The organism is Actinoplanes sp. NPDC051388 (assembly GCF_055586225.1).
The window spans coordinates 419314-437616 of the sequence record NZ_JBVJIP010000005.1; the positions used below are offsets into that span (position 1 = coordinate 419314).

The window sequence follows — 18303 nt, forward strand, 5'->3', positions numbered from 1 at the left end:
GTTATCCACATCGACCGGAAATAGGACAGCGCGGCGGATCGGCGGTGCTCCATAATCTCCGCCGTGGGAACAGACGGGGTGGCCCGCAAGCCGGGCAAGAAGCTGTATATCGGTGCCGCCGTGGCGGGGCTGCTGTTGATCGTGGGATGTGGACTCGGCGGCAAGGATGACGACGGCGGCGGCGGCGACGTGCCCGCGGCCGACACCGCCAAGGTGCTGACCGAGGTGGACACCTCGCTCAAGGCGCCGATCGCGGCGATGGCCAAGGGTGACAAGGCGGCGTTCCCGCCGGCCGCCGACGCGCTGCGCGCGGGCGCCGACAAGCTCAAGGGCGACCAGGTCAGCGAGCTCGCGGTGGCGTTGCGCGACCTCGCCGACGAGACCACCGACGCCGGCACCGCCAAGCAGCCGTGCCCGGCCGCCTCGCCGGCCGCGACCGTGCTGCGGTCCGACGCCGCCGAGCGGGTGCGCAGCCAGGCGAAGTCGCTGGCCGCCGCCGACGCCTCGTTCAAGTTCGGCACGTTCCTGCCCGGCCCGCCCAAGGAGGAGAACCGGCGGCTGGCCAACGGCACGTTCATCCGCAAGGGCTCGAAGAGCGGCTCCGGCGAGCTGGTGATCGAGAACGGCGCGGACGACACCACGGTGAGCGCGGTGGCGGCCGGGTCCAAGAAGCCGGCCTTCGTGGTCTATGTGCGCGGCGGCAGCAAGCACACGGTGAAGAACATCAAGTCGGGGACCTACGACATCTTCACCGCGGGCGGCAAGGACTGGGACGCGGGCAAGAAGGGCTTCACCCGGGACTGCGGGTTCACCAAGTTCGACGACGACTTCAAGTTCGACTCGGCGGGCACCCGGTGGACCATCACGCTCGAGCCCGCGGTGGGCGGCAACGCCAGCACCAGCGACGTCGACCCGGGCACCTTCCCGACCACCTGAGCAAGGCAACCTGAGCAGCCCGAATAGTGCCGGCCCGGACGTCATTGTCCGGGCCGGCGTCTCGGGCTGATCCCGTCTGAGGGATCAGCGGTGGTCGGAGCCGGCCGACTCCACGGCGGCCCGCCCGGCCTCCAGGCGCGCGATCGGCACCCGGAAGGGCGAGCAGGACACGTAATCCAGGCCGACCTCGTGGAAGAAGTGCACCGACTCGGGGTCGCCGCCGTGCTCACCGCAGACGCCGAGCTTGAGGTCCGGGCGGGCGGCCCGGCCCTCCTCGGAGGCGATCCGCACCAGCCGGCCGACACCGTCGCGGTCGATCGACTCGAACGGCGAGATGCCGAAGATGCCCAGCTCGAGGTAACGCCAGAAGAACGCGCCCTCGACGTCGTCGCGGGAGAAGCCCCAGCCCATCTGGGTCAGGTCGTTGGTGCCGAAGGAGAAGAACTGCGCGGCCTCGGCGATCTGGCCGGCGGTGAGGGCGGCCCGGGGCACCTCGATCATCGTGCCGATCAGGATCTCCACCCCGGAGTCGCCGACCACCTCGGCGATGATCTTCTCGGCCTCGGCGCGGACCGTCTCCAGCTCCTGCACGGCGCCGACCAGCGGCACCATGATCTCGGGACGCGGCCGGCCACCCTCGCCGGCCAGCGCGACCGCGGCCTCGGCGATCGCCCGCACCTGCATCGCGAAGAGGCCGGGAACGACCAGGCCGAGCCGCACGCCGCGCATGCCGAGCATCGGGTTCGACTCGTGCATGCGACGCACCGCGGTGAGCATCTCCTGCTGCCGCCCGGCGTTCTCGCCACGCTCCTTGGCGACCGCGACGTGCACGGCCAGATCCTCCAGCGACGGCAGGAACTCGTGCAGCGGCGGGTCGATCAGCCGGACCGTGACCGGCAGGCCGTTCATCTCGCGGAACAGCTCGAGGAAGTCCGCCTTCTGCAACGGCTGCAGGGCATTGAGCGCCTCGGTGCGCTCGGTCGCGGTCTCCGCCAGGATCAGCCGCTCGACCAGCTCACGCCGGTCGCCGAGGAACATGTGCTCGGTGCGGCACAGGCCGACGCCCTGGGCGCCGAACCGGCGGGCCCGCGCCGCGTCCACGCCCGTGTCGGCGTTGGTGCGCACCGCGAGCCGGCGCCGCTCGTCGGCGTGCGTCATGATCCGGTGCACGGCGGACACCAGCGGCTCGTTCGCCAGCTGCGGGTCCAGGTCGCCCTCGAAGTAACGCACCACTTCGGACGGTTGCACCGGCACCTCGCCCAGATAGACCCGGCCGGTGGTGCCGTCGATCGAGATCGTGTCGCCCTCGTTGACCGTGGTGTCGCCCACCGTGAACGACGCCTTGGAGACGGTCAGCTCGTCGGCGCCGCAGACACAGGTCTTGCCCATGCCGCGGGCCACCACGGCGGCGTGACTGGTCTTGCCACCGCGGGACGTGAGGATGCCCTGGGCGGCGATCATGCCGGGCAGGTCGTCGGGGTTGGTCTCCCGGCGTACCAGAATGACGTTTTTGCCCTGCGCGGCCAGCTCGGCCGCGTGCTCTGAGGTGAAGACCACCTCGCCGACCGCCGCGCCCGGGGACGCGCCGACCGCCTTGGTCAGCACCTTCGGGTCGTCGGCGAGGTCGAAGCGCGGGAACATCAGCTGGCCGAGCTGGCTGCCGGTGACCCGGTGCATGGCCTCGTCGAGGTCGATGACCCCCTCGTCGACGAGCGTCGCGGCGATCGTGAAGGCGGCCGCCGCGGTGCGCTTGCCGACCCGGGTCTGCAGCATCCAGAGCTTGCCGCGCTCGATGGTGAACTCGATGTCGCAGAGGTCGTGGTAGTGACCCTCCAGAGTGGCCATGATGCCGAGCAGCTCGTCGTAGGACTTCTTGTCGATGCCCTCGAGATCCTGCAGCGGCACCGTGTTGCGGATGCCGGCGACCACGTCCTCGCCCTGCGCGTTCTGCAGGTAGTCGCCGTAGACGCCGCTCTCCCCCGTCGACGGATCGCGGGTGAAGGCCACGCCGGTGCCGGAGTCGGGGCCGAGGTTGCCGAAGACCATCGACACCACGCTGACCGCCGTGCCGAGGTCGCCCGGGATGCGCTCCTGACGGCGGTAGAGCACCGCGCGGTCCGCGTTCCACGAGCGGAAGACGGCGGCCACGGCCAGGTCCATCTGCTCGCGCGGGTCCTGCGGGAACTCGTGCCCGGTGTGCTTGACGAACACGTCCTTGTACGCGCCGACCAGCGCCTTGAGATCCTCCGCCTCGAGCTGCAGGTCGTCCGTGACGCCCTTGGCCGTCTTCGCGTCGTGCAGAGCGTCCTCGAACTCGCTGCCCGGCACGTCGCAGACGGTCTTGCCGAACATCTGGATGAGCCGGCGATAGGAATCCCAGGCGAAGCGGTCGTTGCCGCCGGCCTGGCGGCTGAGCCCGGCCACCGACTCGTCGTTGAGGCCGACGTTCAGGACGGTCTCCATCATGCCGGGCATGGAGAACTTGGCGCCGGAGCGGACCGAGACGAGCAGCGGGTCGGCCGGGTCGCCGAGCCGGCGGCCCATGGTCTGCTCGAGGGCGGCGAGGTGCTCGGAGATCTCCTCGTCGAGCCCGTCGACGTGCGCGCCGGAAGCGAGGTACAGCTTGCAGGCTTCGGTGGTGATGGTGAAGCCGGCGGGCACCGGCAGCCCCAGGTTCGTCATCTCCGCGAGGTTGGCGCCCTTGCCACCGAGCAGGTCCTTCAGATCCCTATTGCCCTCGGCGAAGTCGTAGACGAATTTGTCGACCGGTCCGTTGCCCTCCATGTTCAAGCACCTCCGGGTTACGAATACCCCGGCAAGGCCAGATCTACGCGGGGGTATTCGAAACCTAGGCGAGGCGACGGCCGACGAAAACATGTCGGTGCGGTATTCCACAGCTGTGAGATGTTCGGTGCTCGGAACGCGCTCTCTGCGCGCAACATCGAGCATGCGCGGGCACGTTATCGTCATCCGATGCCCGCCATTGTGGAGAATGCCGAGACCACCGCGCTGCTCGGGGAACTGACGACGATGGTCGGCCGGGAGGACCCGTACTCCCGGTACGACCGGCTCCGGGAGATCGCGCCGCTGATCCGGGCGGACGACGGCGCGCTGGTGGTGACCCGTTACGCGGACTGTGCCACGGTAGTGCGCGACGGGCGGCTGGCGCACATGTCGCCGGACATGCTGGCCTTCATCGGGCTGCCGGACTGGGCCGACCATCCCGCGCTGCATCTGCTGTTCACCAGTATTCTCAACCTGAACCCGCCGGATCACACCCGGTTGCGCCGGCTGGTCAGCTCGGCCTTCACCGCCCGCCGCGTGCAGGCGCTGCGGCCGGCCATCGAGCGGATGGTGGACGACCTGGTCGAGGAGATGCCGGGCGAGGCCGACTTCATCAGCACGTTCGCCTTCCCGCTGCCGGTGAACGTGATCGGCGAGCTGCTCGGCGTGCCGGCCCCGGACCGGGCGCAGTTCCAGTCGCTGATCCACGACTGGTCGCAGGTGCTGGACTCGATCGACCCGGCCGGGCTGGCGGCCGCCGACGCGGCGGCGGCGACCGTGCGGGCGTACCTGGCGGAGCTGGCCGGCGAACGGCGCCGGCGGCCCGCGGACGACCTGATCAGCGCGATGGTCGCGGCCGAGGCCGAGGGTGACCGGCTGTCCGCGGACGAGTTGCTGACGATGGCCGGGCTGTTGTTCGCGGCGGGCTTCGAGACGACCACCAACCTGCTGGCCAACGGCCTGATGGCGCTGTTGCGGCACCCGGAGCTGCCGCTGGGCGATCCGGCGCTCGCGGTGGAGGAACTGCTGCGCTACGACAGCCCGGTGCAGATCGTGTCCCGCCTCGCCTTCGAGGACGTGGAGCTGGGCGGCACGGTGGTGGAGGCGGGCGAGCGGGTGGTCGCCTATCTGGGCGCGGGGAACCGGGATCCGCGGCGTTTCGCCGAGCCCGGGACGCTGGATCTGGCGCGGGCCGACAACGCGCCGCTGTCCTTCGGCGGGGGCATCCATTACTGCCTCGGCGCACCTCTGGCGCGGCTGGAGGCGCAGATCGCCTTCCCCGCTCTGCGGGACCGTCTGGAGCAGGCCGGCGACCCGGTGCGACGGGACTCGCTGACGCTGCGGGGCTACACGAAAATGCCCGTCAGGACGAAAATGCCCGTCAGGCGCGTAGTTTGATCGGCCGCGAGGCCCGAAGCAGGCACAGTAACCGGAAGCAGGCACAGTAAGGCGCCGCTGCGAATTCCACGGGGGAAGAACTCGCAACGGCGTTGACGTCACGGTAGTGCACACCGGTTGAGCCTGTCTATCCCACTCGGTTGAGGACTGTGCCGACCAGTTTCTTCCAGTCGTTGTCGAACGTGGGCACGGCGCTGGCGTTGCCGATGCGATAGACCGCATAGGCGTCGAAGACCACCACGTTTGCCCTGGTCACCACTGCGATCGCGGTGTCCGCCGTGCCGGGGTGCTTCGGTTCGTAGGCCTTGTGCCGGGTGACCACGAAGCCGGTCCAGCCGCCCTCGTTCATGTCGACCGTCTTGGCCGTCTCGGTGTATGCCGGCTCCGACCGGTCGGCGGTCACCGTGACCGGCTGGTTCACCGTGGCCGGGCAGCCGTCGGCGACCGCCCGCAGGGACGCCAGCCCGGCCCGGGCGGCGGAGTCGTCGGGGTAGATCAGCGCCACCTGGGTGAGCGTCTGCGCGCCGCCGGTGCCCTCGTCCACCAGGGGCGTCGCGACCACTTCGGCGCCCGGCGGCAGCGGCGGCGCCGTGGCCGGGCCGCCGCACAGCGGGAGCAGCCTGTTCGGGTCGGTGGACTCGGCCGGCGCCCGCCAGGTCGGGCCGACCTCGGCGGGCTGCAGCAACGCGCCGCGCATGGTGGTGACGGTGAAGCCGCCGTCCGGCGGGTCGGGCGCCTCGTCGTCGCCGGAGCAGCCCGCCGCGAGCACCGTGGCGCACGCGGCGACCGCGAGCGTCCGGGCGATCTTGCCGTGGTCGAACATCGGGCAATCTAAGCACGCCCGGCCTGGCGCACCACGGCGGCCAGTTCCGCGATGCCCGCGCGGATCCTGGCCTCGGACATCTGCGAGTAGCCGAGGATCAGGGTCGCGCCTTCGTGGCTGGCCGAGCCGTATTCAGCGAGGGTGTTGAACCCGATGCCCACCCGGGCGGCCGCACGCGCGATCTTGCCTTCATCACCGGGGAGCTCTGCCGTGACGTGCAGACCGGCCGCGATCCCCCGCACCCGGGCTTCCGGCAACTCCGCCGACAATGCCGCGACCATCGCGTCCCGCCGTTCCCGATAACGCAGCCGCATCTTGCGCAGGTGCCGGTCGAGGTCGCCGCGGGTCAGGAAGCCGGCGAAGGCGAGCTGTTCGATGCGGGCCGCCGAGCCGAGGTCGCTGAGAATCCGCTCGTGCCGCAGCGGGCCGGTCAGCGCGGGCGGCACCACCATCCAGCCCAGCCGCAGCGCCGGAGCGAGCACCTTGCTGGTGGTGCCGCAATAGATGACGTGCTCCGGGTCGAGGCCCTGCAGCGCGCCGACCGGCGGCCGGTCGTAGCGGTATTCCGCGTCGTAGTCGTCCTCGATCGCCATCGCGTGCCGGGCGCGCAGCCAGGTGACCAGCTCGGATCGGCGGGACGGCGCGAGCACCACGCCGGTGGGGTGCTGATGCGCCGGGGTGAGCACCACCGCGTCCACGTCGGCGGCGGCCAGCAGGTCGACCCGCAGGCCGAGGTCGTCGACCGGGATCCGGACCGGCTCGAGCCCGGCCCGCGCGACGATGTGGTCCTCCTCCCGGCTGCTCGGATCCTCCAGGGCGATCCGGCGGGCGCCGCGGGCGGCCAGGGCCCGGGCGATCAGGCCCAGCCCCTGCAGATAGCCGCTGGTGATCACGATGGTTTCCGGGGTGGTCACCACCCCGCGCACCCGGCCCAGGTAGTCGGCGAGGGCCGCGCGCAGGGCGTCCACCCCGAACGGGTCGCCGTAGCCCAGGTCGGCGGTGCTGATCGCGGTGACCGCGTCGCGCAGGCAGCGGGCCCAGGCCTCGCGCGGGAACGACGACACGTCCGGCCGGGACGGGCGGAAGTCGTAGCGCAGCTCGGGTGGCGGCGGCTCGGGGCGGGCGCCGTCCGCGGTGTGGAACGGGCCGTCGGCGACGCGCGGGCGGGCGCCCTGCCGGATCGACAGGTAGCCCTCGGCGGCGAGCTGCGCATAGGCATCCACGGTGATCTTGCGGGACACGTCCAGCTGGCCGGCCAGGTCACGGGTGGACGGCAGCGGGGTGCCCGGCCGCAGGCTGCCGTCCCGGATCGCGGCGCGCAGGCGGCCCTCGATCTGGGCCCGCAGCGTCTCCGGGTGGTCCCTCGAGACGGTCAGCAACAGCTCCAACTGGTCCCCTCCACAGCGACGCCACTGGACCTGTCTTTCGTACCAGTCCGGCGGGACGGTGACTACATGCTCTTCACGACATCGGTCATCGCCCGCCTCCCGCTCGCCACCTTCAGCCTCGGCCTGCTCGTGCACGCCGAGCGGCTGACCGGCTCGTACGCCGTCGCCGGCCTGGTCGCCGGCACTCTCGCCGTGGCGCAGGGCGCGGGCGGCCCGCTGCTCGGCCGGCTGGTCGACCGGCGCGGGCAGACCGTGGTGCTGCTCGGCTCGGCGCTGCTCGCCGCGCTGGCCCTGTGCCTGGTCGCCACGCTGCCGGTCGGTGCGGCGCTGCCGTGGCTGCTGCTGCCGGCCGCGGCGATCGGGCTGTGCACGCCGCCGGTCGGGGCCTGCATGCGCACGCTGATCCCGCTGCGCACGCCGGGGGTCGAGCGGCAGCGCCGGGCGTACGCGGTGGACGCGGCGGCGACCGAGCTCACCTGGGTGGCCGGCCCGCCGCTCGCCCTGGGTCTCGGCGCGGTGGCCGGATCCGGCGCCGCCCTGACCGCCGCCGGGCTGGTCCTGATGCTCTCCACCACCGCGTTTGCGCTCTCCCCCGCCTCCCGCGGCTGGCGTCCGGCGCCGCCCGCCGAGAAGCGGCACGGCACCGCCCTCGCCTCGCCGGCGATGCGCACCCTGGTCGGCGTGCTCGCCGGGGTCGGCGTGGTGTTCGGCGCGACCGAGGTCGGGGTGACCGCCGCCGCGGGCCCGGCCGCCGGGCTGCTGCTCGGTCTCTGGGGTGTCGGCTCGCTGGCCGGCGGCGTGGTGGCCGCCCGGCTGGGCGGCGGCGCGAGCGCCGGGCGGGGCTTCACGCTGCTGCTCGCCGCGCTCGGGCTGGGCCACCTCGGTCTGGCCGCGATGACCGCGATGCCGCTGGTCATCGTCGTGGCGGGCGCGATGATCGCCCCGATCCTGGCAAGCTCCTACGCGATGGTGGACTCCGCGGCCCCGGCCGGCACGGTCACCGAGGCGTTCGCGTGGCTGGCCACCGCCACCGCGATCGGCACCTCGGTGGGCGCGGCCGCGGGTGGTGCGCTGATCGACGCGACCGGCCCGGCCGCCGCGTTCGTCCTGGCCGGCGCCGCCGGTCTGCTCGCCGCCGCGGTCGCCGCGACCCGGCTCGCTTCCCGTCCGTCCGCTGCCACCGCCCTCGCCTGAGAAAGAAGACGATCATGGCTCAGATCACCATCGGGAACGTCGACACCTGGTACGCCGAACAGGGCGAAGGCGATCCACTGCTCCTCTTCCACCCGGGCGGCGCCGACTCCCGCGCCTTCGAGATGAGCAACCTGGACGGGCTCGCCGCCCGCTACCACACCTATCGCTACGACCGCCGGGGGCACGGCCGCACCGCCGACGTCGACGGCCCGATCAGCTATCAGCAGATGGCCGACGACGGGATCGCGTTCCTGGAGACGGTGATCGGCGGCCCGGCGCACCTGCTCGGCCACAGCGACGGCGCGCCGGTCGCGCTGCTGGTCGCCCGCAAGCGCCCCGACCTGGTCCGCCGGCTGGTCTTCGCGTCCGGCGTCTATCACCACACCGGCTGGCTGCCCGGCGTGCTCGATCTGGACGAGGAGTCCGAGGAGTTCCTCAGCGGCTGGTACGGCGAGGTCTCCCCGGACGGCCCGGACCACTGGCCGGTGGTGTCGGCGAAGCTGGCCCGGATGCACGTCGAGGAGCCCACCCTTACCACGGACGACCTGGCCGGCATCGCGACGCCGACCCTGCTGATGTTCGGCGACCGGGACGAGGTCGAGCCCGGCCACCTGCACGCCATGCACCAGGCCATGCCCGATGCTCAGCTGGCGATCGTCCCGGGCACCGGCCACGGCGTGCTCGCCGACAAGCCGGACCTGTGCAACCGCATGATCATCGAGTTCCTGGAGAGTAGCCCCAGTGGCTGAGTGACTCGCCCAGCGCCCACTCGACGTCGGACACCTGGGCCGGCGTCAGCTCGTCGCGGAACGCCTCACCGCGGCCGGCGTGCAGCTCGTGCTTGGCGAAGCCGCGCTCGAAGGCCGGCGACCAGTCCAGCCCGAGGAACTCCAGGGCCCGGGTCAGCTCCTTGCGCGGCTCGGCGACCAGGTCCTCGTAGCGCAGGTCCAGCCACTGGCCGGGCGGGTGCGCGGCGCGGGCGTCCGCATAGGAGCCCATCAGCATCTTCCAGCCCAGCGCGGCCAGCACCGGGAACGAGCGCCCGGACGCCTCCCACTCGGCGTGCAGGCCGGCCGGCAGCGGGCCCAGGAACCAGTTCGAGGGGCCCTGCCAGCCGTCCCACCAGCCCATCTGCAGCCACGAGTTGACCACCGCGCGGCCGTCCCGCACCACGTTCACGACCTTGAGCCCGGGATAGGCCGCGCGCAGGAAGCCGGTGCGCGGCCAGCCGGTGACGTGCTGCAGCAGCAGGTCACAGCCCTGCGCCTCGATCCGCGCGTCGAAGAAGGCCCGGGCCCGCCGCTCGATGAACGGCGTCATGTCGCCGGCCAGCAGGTCCCGGCAGGGCCGGCTGAACCCGGCGGTGACGTGCCGATCGAGCAGTTCGTAGGCCTCGCTCGGCGCGATCCGCAGCCGGCCTCTCTCGAGCAGCTTACGGCTGTGGCTCAGCGAGGTCATGCCGGACGGCCGCGGCGCGCCCCGGCGGTAGCGCTCGCCGTTGCGCCGGCCGGTGCGGTTGAGCTTGGGCAGCTTGTCGTCCAGCCCGGACACGAAACCGATGCCCGGGTGCCGGCAGAGCAGCTCCTGCACCAGCGTCGACCCGCACCGGCCGGTGCCGGCCACCACCGCGAGACTCATCCATCCCCCCGACCGAATCGATATCCCATGCGGGCCAGCAGCGGCGCGGTCAGCGCGGTGACGACGGCGTGCGCGCGGCGGGACATCGCGTGCCGCCACTCGTCGTCCGGCGTGACCGGCACCCCGCCGGTGCGGTGCCGCACCGGGTTGCCGGCCACCGAGTGGGTGGGCTCGAGCTGCAGCAGGCCGTCGGCGGTGAACGGGAGCGGGACGTCGCCCGGCGCCCCGGCGAACGTCGCGATCCGGCGTACCGAAGAAATCGGGTCTGCGGTCAGATCCTCGTACCGGATGCGCAGGTAGGCGGCCTTGCGGAAGCGGCCCAGGACGGCCGCGTTCCAGATCGACCAGAGCAGCGCGGCCTTCCAGACCGGGTGCCGGGTCATCAGGCGGTCGTCGCCGTCCAGCGAGCGGTGGCGGCGCCAGGAGAAGGCGGCCGCGCGGGGATCGCGGACCACGTGCAGGATGCGCAGCTCGATGCCGGGCAGACCGCGCAGCAGCTCGGCGTAGGGCGGCAGCTTGGACGAGTCGACGATGATCGCGCCGCCGGTGTGCTCCGCGATCGACCGGTAGAGGCCTTCGATCACCCGGTCGTCCGGGTGCGGCCGGACCCGCATCCGGTGCCGCAGCCGCAGCCGTTCGCGCAGGCCCGCGGCGATGCCCGCCGGGTCGTGCTCGGGCACGCCATCCAGCACGGCGGTCCACATCGGGCAGTCCCGCAGCGGCAGTCCGCAGCCGCAGGGCCGGTTGTCGACCAGGCCGCGCTGCCAGAGGTAGCGCAGCTCGCCCGCCGCGAAGAAGCCGTCCAGCTGGCCCAGCACGGTGGTCACCAGAGTGCTGCCGCTGCGGCCGCTGCCGGCCAGGAACAGGACGCGGACCGGCGCGCTCATCGGGCGGCCACCGGCAGGCCCGCCGCGGCATAGGCGGCCCGCAGTCCGGCGAGATGATCGGCCGGGCTGAAGTCGCGCGAGACCTTGTCGCGCCCGGCACGGCCCATCTTCCAGGCCTTTTCAGGATCCCCGGCGGTACGCATGAGCGCCGCGGCCAGTGCCCCGGGGTCGTCGGCGGGCACCACTTCACCGTCCACGCCCGGGGTGATCAGCTCGGGCAATCCGCCCAGATCGGTGCCGACCACCGGGACTCCGCAGCCGAACGCCTCGAGCACCGCGAGGGGCTGGTTCTCGTTCCACCGGGAGGGCACCGCGACCACCGCCGCCTCGCTGATCCGCGCGTGCAGCGTGGCCCGGTCGAGCCGCCCGTGGAAGCGAACCCGGCCGTCGGCCTGGTCTTCGAGGGCCCGGCGGGACGGGCCGTCGCCATAGATGTCGACCGGCAGGTCCAGCCTCTTCGCCGCCTCGATCAGGGTGTCCACGCCCTTCTCCGGGGCGAGCCGGCCGGCGAAGACCACGCCACCGCCGGGTCTCGCCTTGACCGGCAGGTGCTCGACGTCCACCGGGTGGCGCAGCACGCGCAGCCGGTCGGGGTAGACGCCGGCCCGGGTCAGCACGCCGGCCAGGAAGCGGCTGGGCGCCAGGAACGCGCCGACCCCCGCATAGGCCCGGAAGCGCCGGTGCAGCCAGGACTCGACGGCGAGCAGCGTGCTGGCCGACCGGGAGCCGTCCTTGCAGGCGCGCCGGGCGGCCTGCAGCGGGCCGCCGGTGACGCAGGCGTCGCAGGGCCGGCCGTGGTCGAGCATCTGGTAGCTCGGGCAGGCCAGCTTGTAGTCGTGCAGAGTCATCACGCACGGCACGCCGGCGTCCCGGGCGGCGGCCACCACGGACGGTGACAGCTGGTGATACACGTTGTGCAGGTGCACCACGTCGGGCCGGAAGTCGGCCAGCACCCGGCGCAGGCCGCTGCGGGCCGACGTGGACCACAGCATGCGGCCCGCCGCGGCGGCGCGGTTGCGCAGGCCGGGCGGCGGGGGCTCGAGGTCCACCTGGGACGGGAAGTCGCTCTCATAACGCAGACCCCGGTCGTTCTCGGCGTGTGCCATGCCGAAGAAGGCCACCTCGGCGCCGTCGCGCTCCTGCAGGCGCGCGACGTCGAACAGGTATCCCTCGGCGCCTCCACGCCGGTAGAGGAACTTGTTCACGTGCAGGACGCGCATTTGTCCACAGGCCTGTCATCGGGGTCTTGGGCTCGAGCGCGGTCACGCTAGCATTCGCCTGCCAACCAGCGATGCATGGAACTGTTTCGAGGAGGGGTCGTGTCCCAGGACGAGCCGTCGGCGCTGCGCTGGACCGCGCGCCGGATCGCCCGGCACGTGCGCTGGGCGCGCCGCGAGGGGCTGCGCCGGCTGATCGCGGAGGACGGCCTGGACCCCCTGCTGCGCTTCCGGACGGCCCGGGCCAAGCGGCGCTGGCGGCGCCGGCAGGGCGGGCCGCTCGGCGCGGCACGCCCGGTTTATCTGGTGGGCCTGCAACGATCCGGCACCAACATGCTGGTCCGCGGGCTCGACGCGGCGCCCGAGGTGGAGGCGCGCAACGAGAATGACGACGCGGTGTTCCGCCGGTTCCGGCTGCGCGGTGACGACGTGCTGACCCGGGTGGTGGCCCGCAGCCGCCATCGGGTCGTGCTGGTCAAGCCGCTCTGCGACAGCCACCGGGTGGCCGGCCTGCTCGCGCTGCCCACGGCGACGCCGGGCCGGGCCCTCTGGATGTGGCGCGACGTCGACGACCGGGCCCGCTCCGAGGTGGCCAAGTTCGGCGACGCCAACCTGCGGGCGTTGCGGGCGATCGCGGCCGGCGACACACGGATCTGGCAGGCCGGCGGGCTCGACCGGGCGGCACGCGAGCTGGTCGCGTCGTTCGATCTGGCCGCGATGGATCAGCACACGGCGGCCGCGCTGTTCTGGCGCGTGCGCAACGACCTCTTCTTCACGCTCGGCCTCGACCAGCGCGACGACGTGCTGCTGGTGTCCTACGGGCAGATGGTCCAGGACCCCGCGGCGGCGGCCCGGCGGGTCTGCGGGTTCCTGGATCTGCCCTACCGCCCGGAGTTCGCGGCCGACGTGGTCGCCGGCCCGGCCCGCGAACCGCTGCCGATCGACCCCCGGGTGCGTGCGCTGTGCGACGAGCTCACCGCCCGCCTCGAACTGGCTGTGCTGCAACCGGCCGGGGTGCCTCCGGCCCTGGCGGAGAACCCGGGCCCCTCCGGGGCCGAGGCGGTCGGCCGTGGATAGCCCGATCTTCCTGGTCGGCTGCCAGCGGTCCGGCACCACGCTGCTGCGGCTGGTGCTCGACTCGCACTCGCGGATCAGCTGCGGGCCGGAGACCCGGTTCCTGCCCGACCTGCGGCGCATCGTGGACGAGAAACGCGACTGGCCGCGGCTGGCCCGGTTCGGCTTCCCGCGCGAGGAGTGGCTGCGCCGCATCGCGGACTTCTTCGGCGGGGTGCACGCGGATTATGCGCGCGGCCGCGGCAAGCAGCGCTGGGCGGACAAGACCCCGCTCTATGCACTGAGCATCGACTTCGTCACCGAGGTGTTCCCGGACGCGCAGATCGTGCACCTGATCCGCGATGGCCGTGACGTGGTGGTGTCGCACCGCAAGCGGTTCGGCTACTGGTCGGCGGTGAAGTGCGTGGTGAAGTGGCCGCGATACATCAGGACGGCACGCGCCTTCGGGGCGGCGCTGCCCGCGGGGCAATACCACGAGCTGCGCTATGAGGACGCGGTCGGTGACCCGGACAAGTCGCTGCGCGCGCTGTTCGAGTTCCTCGGCGAGGAGTGGGAGGAGTCGGTGCTGGATTATGCGGACCGGTCCCACGACGTCGCCGACAAATACACGGTCGAGGCGGACAAGCGGCGGGCGGCGGCCGGCACCGACGCGGCGATCTACGCTTCCCGGGTGGGCACCTACCGGCGCGAACTGGACCCGTTCCTGCGGCTGCTGGTCGCGGTCTTCTCCGGCCGCATGCTGAAGGAGCTGGGTTACCGGTGAAGCGGCTCCTGACCGCGGCGCTCGTGCTGGCCCTCGCGGGCTGCACCTCGGCGCCCTCCCCCACCCCGTCACCTTCCAAAACGCCGTTCCAGCTGCCCACGGGTGCGCCCGCGCCGGTGGCGGCCGGTTCCACGCTGTTCGGGGCGCACTGGGACTGGAACCGCTACGAGCAGTTCGAGCCCTATCTGCGCAAGCTCCAGGGCTCGGCGACGTACTACGAGCTGAGCTGGTGCGACGTCGAGAAGACGCAGGGCAGCCCGGACTGGGCGCCGCTCGACCGCATCGCCCAGCGCAGCAGGGACCTGGGCATCCGGCTGAGCCTGAAGATCCGGATCGGGGTCTGCTGGGCCACCGGCGGCGAGGCCAAACACACCCGCGGCGAGGCGAACAAGACCGAGTCGCTGATGCCGAAGGACCTGAAGACCTACCAGGCTTTCGTGACCGCCCTGGTCAAGCGCTACCAGCCGCTCGGCGTCAAGCAATACGCGGTGGAGAACGAGGTCAACGCGCAGCAATACTGGGCCGGCACGCCGCAGCAATATGAGCAGCTGGTCCGCGCGGCCGCCGAGGCGATCAAGGCGGGTGACCCGGGCGCCGACGTGGTGGACTCCGGGATCAGCAGCGTGGCGATGGGCTTCGGGATCGCCGACCGGCTGCTGAAGGACGGGCACGGCGCGCAGGCGGTCACGGCGTATAAGGCGTATTTCGCCCGCCGGATCGGCACCCGCGGCAAGCAGATCCCGCAGGTCTCCGACGAGTCCGGGCTGCGCGCCGCGCTGGCCAACCCGGTCAACCAGCGCAACCTGCAATACCTGGCGGCCACCGAGCGGCTGCTGAACGACAAGGTCGTCTCGGTGCGGCAGCTGCACTTCTACGAGCACCCGGACGGCGTGCCGGAGCTGCTCGACTACCTGGGCGCCACCACCCCGGCCGGGGTGCCGGTGGCGGCCTGGGAGGTGGGCCGGTTCGAGAAATCGGCGGACGCGGACCCGGCCGTGGTGGCCGACGAGATGACCAAGGTGACCGGCGAGCTGGCCGGCGGCGGTGTCACCGACATCGTCTGGCTGCCACTGGCGTTCAACCCGGGCAACCGGGCCGGCGCCGAGGTGCGCGCCGGGCTGCTCGACCCGGACGGCGCCGAGCGGCCGGCCGGGGTGATGCTCGCCGGGCTGGCCGGCGCCGCACGCGGGGCGGCCGCCTCGGCGGTCGAGCAGGACGGGCTCTCCGGCGTCGCGTTCAGCGACAAGCAGGGCACCCGGATGGTGGTGTGGTCGGACGCCGCACCGGTCAAGGTCAAGCTGCCGGCGAAGGAACTCGGCGGCGCCGCGGCCGGCTCCGACGTCGGGGCCGACCCGGTGCTGGTGGAGACCAATGAGCCGCTCGACAAAGCGTTGGACGGGCTGCGCGGCTGATCCGACTTCTGCCTCTGGTCACCGTCCACGGTGGGCTCCTAGCCTGCACGCATGAAACGACTGCCCCTGCTTACCGCCGTCGTCGCGGTGGCCACGCTGATGGTCACCGCGTCGCCGGCCCTGGCCGCCGACCCACCCCCACAGATCGTGGTGTCCGACGGCGTCACCCAGCCGGTGTTCGGCTACTCCGACGCGATCCGGGAACGACTCTTCATCGACTCCACCTTCGACAGTGACCACGACGGGCTGCGCGACATCATCGCCTTCGACGTGATCCGCCCGCGGGCCACCGAGGACGGGCTCAAGGTGCCGGTCGTCATGGACGCCAGCCCCTATTATTCGACGCTCTGCCGCGGCAACGAGTCGGAGTGCAAGCAGGACCTCGACGGCGACGGCCTGCTGGAGAAGTGGCCGCTCTTCTACGACAACTACTTCGTGCCGCGCGGCTACGCGATGATCCTGCTGGACATGGTCGGCACGAGTAACTCGACCGGCTGCCCGACCACCAACGCGAACGAGGACAACCTCAGCGCGAAGCAGGCGATCAACTGGCTGAACGGCCGGGCCACCGCCCGCGACGCGGCCGGCAACGTGGTCGAGGCGGACTGGGACAACGGCAGGTCGGCGATGATCGGCAAGTCCTATGACGGCTCGCTGGCCCTGGCCACCGCCGTCACCGGCGTGAAGGGCCTGACCACGGTGGTGCCGATCAGCCCGCCGTCGGAATACTACGACTACGTGCGCTCGAACGGCGTCGTCACCCGCGGCGGCGACTACGTGTCCTACCTGGCCAACGTGGTCACCAACCCGAGCCGGCGGGATTACTGCGCCCCGGTGCGGGCCGAGATCGGCGCGGCGGACGGTGACGAGACCGGTGACTACACCGCCTTCTGGAACGAGCGCAGCTATGTCAAGAAGGTGCCGAACCAGACCGCGAGCGTGCTGTTCTATCACGGCCTGAACGACGACAACGTGCGCCCGGACCACTTCAGCAAGTACTGGGCGGCGCTGGCCGAGAACAACATCCCGCGCAAGGCGTGGCTGTCCCAGGAGGGCCACGTCGACCCCTTCGACGTGCGTCGCACGGTCTGGGTGAACACGCTGCACAAGTGGTTCGACTTCTGGCTGCACGGGGTGCAGAACGGCATCATGGACGAGCCGCGGGTGGACATCGAGCGGTCCGCGGACGTCTGGGAGACCTACGCCGACTGGCCGGTCCCGGGCACCACCCCGACCGAGGTCTACTTCCAGCCCGGCGGTGACCTCGGCCTGGTGCCGGCCGCCGCGAGCGCCTCGGAGTCGCTGCAGGACAGCACGACGCAGAGCCAGAACACGATGGTGCAGAACCCGGACGCGGTGCAGCCCAACCGGCTGGCGTACGTGTCGGATCCGCTGACCGCGCCGCTGCACCTGAGCGGCACAGCCCGGCTGCAGGTGCGGGCCGCGGCCGACCGGACCGACACCAACCTGGGCGTGATCCTGGTCGATTACGGCAGCGCCGAGCGGGTCGCGCACCGGCAGTCCGGCGAGGGCATCGTCACGCTCGCCACGCAGGACTGCTGGGGTGAGTCCAGCCCGACCGACGACGGCTGCTACCGGCAGACCGCCAAGCGGGTGGCCACCGCCGATCTCGAGGTGGTGACCAAGGGCATCCACGACGCCGCGAACCGGCAGTCGATCCGGGTGGCCGTGCCGCTGAACCCGGGGACGGCGTACAACTACGACTTCCCGCTGCTGCCCGAGGACTACGTCTTCCCGGCCGGGCACCGGATCGGCGTGATCGTGGTGGGCAGCTACCCGCAGTACTCGAGCCAGGCCGATCCGAGCGGCGCCCGGATCACCTACTCGCTGCGCAACAGCAAGATCCTGCTGCCGATCGTCGGCGGCACGGCCGCCGCACACGCGGCCGGTCTCTGATCCGCCGGGCGGCACCGGATCGTCGAAGCCGGTGCCGCCCTCCGGCGTGGAATGATCGCGACCTATGATCCGGGGAGTCTTTCGGCAGGCGTGGCCGTTCGCGCTGATCAGTGGCGGCATCGTGCTGGGCGCGTTCCTCGCGCTGCCGCCGCAGAGCCTGCCCGGGAAGTATGCGGCCGGCGACGCCGGGCTGCTGTTCCCCTTCGCCCTGCTGAGCCTGCTGGCGGCCGGCCTGGGCATCGCGGCGGTGCTGTGGTGGCGGTCCCGGGGCGAGCGCAGTGCGTCGCCGTGGCAGCACCTGGTGGTCCCGCCACTGCTGGCCGTGCTCATCCCGCTGGTGCTGGTGGTCTGTGGCGGCGCCCGGAGCAGGTGGGAGACCGGCCTGCTGTGCGCGGCGGTCGCGGCCGGCGCCCATCTGGCCGTCGCGCTGCCGCGGGCCCGCTGGCGGATCCTGCTGTGCGGTGTGCTGGCGGCGGGGGCGCTGACCGTGGTCGCGACCAGTCAGACGCGGTGGCGGGCCGAGGACTTCCGGGCCACCCGCCTTCCGTTCGTGGTGGCCGACGTGCCGGGCTACGAGCTGACCTCGACCTACGCCGACGTCGGCGTGATCATCCTGACCTACCGCCACGCCGGTGGCGCGACGCTGAGCGTGGACGTGCAGATCGCCGGGCTGAGCTGCACGGCCGCACGGCCGGCCCCGGCGGTCGAGTGCCTCGACCTGGACGGCGGGCACCACCTCGCGGTGAGCCCGCCGTACCCGGCGATCGGCGACGGGCCGCCGGACCCGGCGCCGGAGGGGGTCACCTTCCGACCCTCCTCCGCCGCCGAGCTGGCGTCCTATCCGGTGAGCCGCAGCTCGCTGCCGGATTGAC

At 72.2% G+C, this 18303-nt stretch carries 15 protein-coding genes; 9 read left to right on the forward strand and 6 right to left on the reverse strand.

The genetic code is table 11. The features are described 5' to 3' along the window. Positions 1–63: 63 nt before the first annotated feature. Positions 64–936, forward strand: coding sequence for a hypothetical protein (locus ACZ6TI_RS16180; RefSeq protein ID WP_465345825.1), 873 nt, complete (start codon positions 64–66; stop codon positions 934–936). 84 nt (positions 937–1020) lie between these two features. On the opposite strand, the gene ppdK is transcribed toward ACZ6TI_RS16180, so the two are convergent. Then, entirely contained in the window at positions 1021–3720 is a 2700-nt protein-coding gene (gene ppdK, locus ACZ6TI_RS16185) for a pyruvate, phosphate dikinase (protein ID WP_465345826.1), read from the reverse strand. 189 nt (positions 3721–3909) lie between these two features. Between ppdK and ACZ6TI_RS16190 the strand changes: the two genes are divergently transcribed. Beyond that, complete coding sequence (locus ACZ6TI_RS16190; protein ID WP_465345827.1) at positions 3910–5118, forward strand: cytochrome P450; 1209 nt, start codon at positions 3910–3912, stop codon at positions 5116–5118. 127 nt (positions 5119–5245) lie between these two features. Here ACZ6TI_RS16190 and ACZ6TI_RS16195 read toward each other — a convergent pair whose 3' ends face one another. Together ACZ6TI_RS16195 and pdxR are read right to left on the reverse strand one after the other, a co-directional pair. Next, positions 5246–5941, reverse strand: a complete 696-nt coding sequence (locus ACZ6TI_RS16195; RefSeq protein ID WP_465345828.1) for a sensor domain-containing protein — start codon at positions 5939–5941, stop codon at positions 5246–5248. Positions 5942–5949: 8 nt separating this feature from the next. Then, on the reverse strand, positions 5950–7329 hold the full coding sequence (gene pdxR, locus ACZ6TI_RS16200; protein ID WP_465345829.1) for a MocR-like pyridoxine biosynthesis transcription factor PdxR: 1380 nt from the start codon (positions 7327–7329) through the stop codon (positions 5950–5952). Between the two features lie 66 nt (positions 7330–7395). Here pdxR and ACZ6TI_RS16205 point away from each other — a divergent pair, with 66 nt between their 5' ends. Both ACZ6TI_RS16205 and ACZ6TI_RS16210 read left to right on the forward strand, forming a co-directional pair. Further along, complete coding sequence (locus tag ACZ6TI_RS16205) at positions 7396–8523, forward strand: MFS transporter (protein ID WP_465345830.1); 1128 nt, start codon at positions 7396–7398, stop codon at positions 8521–8523. Between the two features lie 14 nt (positions 8524–8537). Then, positions 8538–9272 carry an alpha/beta fold hydrolase gene (locus tag ACZ6TI_RS16210; protein ID WP_465345831.1) on the forward strand — a complete coding sequence of 245 codons (735 nt, stop codon included), beginning with the start codon at positions 8538–8540 and terminating at the stop codon, positions 9270–9272. Here the strand turns inward: ACZ6TI_RS16210 and ACZ6TI_RS16215 are convergent. Genes ACZ6TI_RS16215 through ACZ6TI_RS16225 form a run of 3 tightly spaced genes read right to left on the reverse strand, consistent with a single transcriptional unit; the run spans position 9238 to position 12268 of the window. After that, complete coding sequence (locus ACZ6TI_RS16215) at positions 9238–10161, reverse strand: sulfotransferase family protein (RefSeq protein WP_465345832.1); 924 nt, start codon at positions 10159–10161, stop codon at positions 9238–9240. The two genes, ACZ6TI_RS16210 and ACZ6TI_RS16215, sit on opposite strands and share 35 nt — an antisense overlap. Continuing rightward, positions 10158–11048: a sulfotransferase gene (locus ACZ6TI_RS16220; RefSeq protein ID WP_465345833.1), complete on the reverse strand. Its 891-nt coding sequence runs from the start codon at positions 11046–11048 to the stop codon at positions 10158–10160. Before ACZ6TI_RS16220 ends, ACZ6TI_RS16215 begins: the two co-directional genes overlap by 4 nt. Then, a complete protein-coding gene (locus ACZ6TI_RS16225; RefSeq protein WP_465345834.1) occupies positions 11045–12268 on the reverse strand; it encodes a glycosyltransferase family 4 protein in 1224 nt (407 codons plus the stop codon). The genes ACZ6TI_RS16220 and ACZ6TI_RS16225 overlap by 4 nt, the downstream gene beginning before the upstream one ends. 99 nt (positions 12269–12367) lie before the next feature. Between ACZ6TI_RS16225 and ACZ6TI_RS16230 the strand changes: the two genes are divergently transcribed. The 5 genes from ACZ6TI_RS16230 to ACZ6TI_RS16250 all read left to right on the forward strand — a co-directional run bounded on the left by ACZ6TI_RS16230 (position 12368) and on the right by ACZ6TI_RS16250 (position 18302). Further along, positions 12368–13342: a sulfotransferase family protein gene (locus ACZ6TI_RS16230; RefSeq protein ID WP_465345835.1), complete on the forward strand. Its 975-nt coding sequence runs from the start codon at positions 12368–12370 to the stop codon at positions 13340–13342. Next, entirely contained in the window at positions 13335–14102 is a 768-nt protein-coding gene (locus ACZ6TI_RS16235; protein WP_465345836.1) for a sulfotransferase family protein, read from the forward strand. The genes ACZ6TI_RS16230 and ACZ6TI_RS16235 overlap by 8 nt, the downstream gene beginning before the upstream one ends. Further along, entirely contained in the window at positions 14099–15514 is a 1416-nt protein-coding gene (locus tag ACZ6TI_RS16240) for a hypothetical protein (RefSeq protein ID WP_465345837.1), read from the forward strand. Before ACZ6TI_RS16235 ends, ACZ6TI_RS16240 begins: the two co-directional genes overlap by 4 nt. 51 nt (positions 15515–15565) lie before the next feature. Beyond that, the gene (locus tag ACZ6TI_RS16245; RefSeq protein WP_465345838.1) at positions 15566–17431 is read left to right on the forward strand and encodes a CocE/NonD family hydrolase; all 1866 of its coding nucleotides are present in this window, start codon (positions 15566–15568) and stop codon (positions 17429–17431) included. Positions 17432–17495: 64 nt separating this feature from the next. After that, positions 17496–18302, forward strand: a complete 807-nt coding sequence (locus ACZ6TI_RS16250; RefSeq protein ID WP_465345839.1) for a hypothetical protein — start codon at positions 17496–17498, stop codon at positions 18300–18302. Position 18303: the final 1 nt, after the last annotated feature.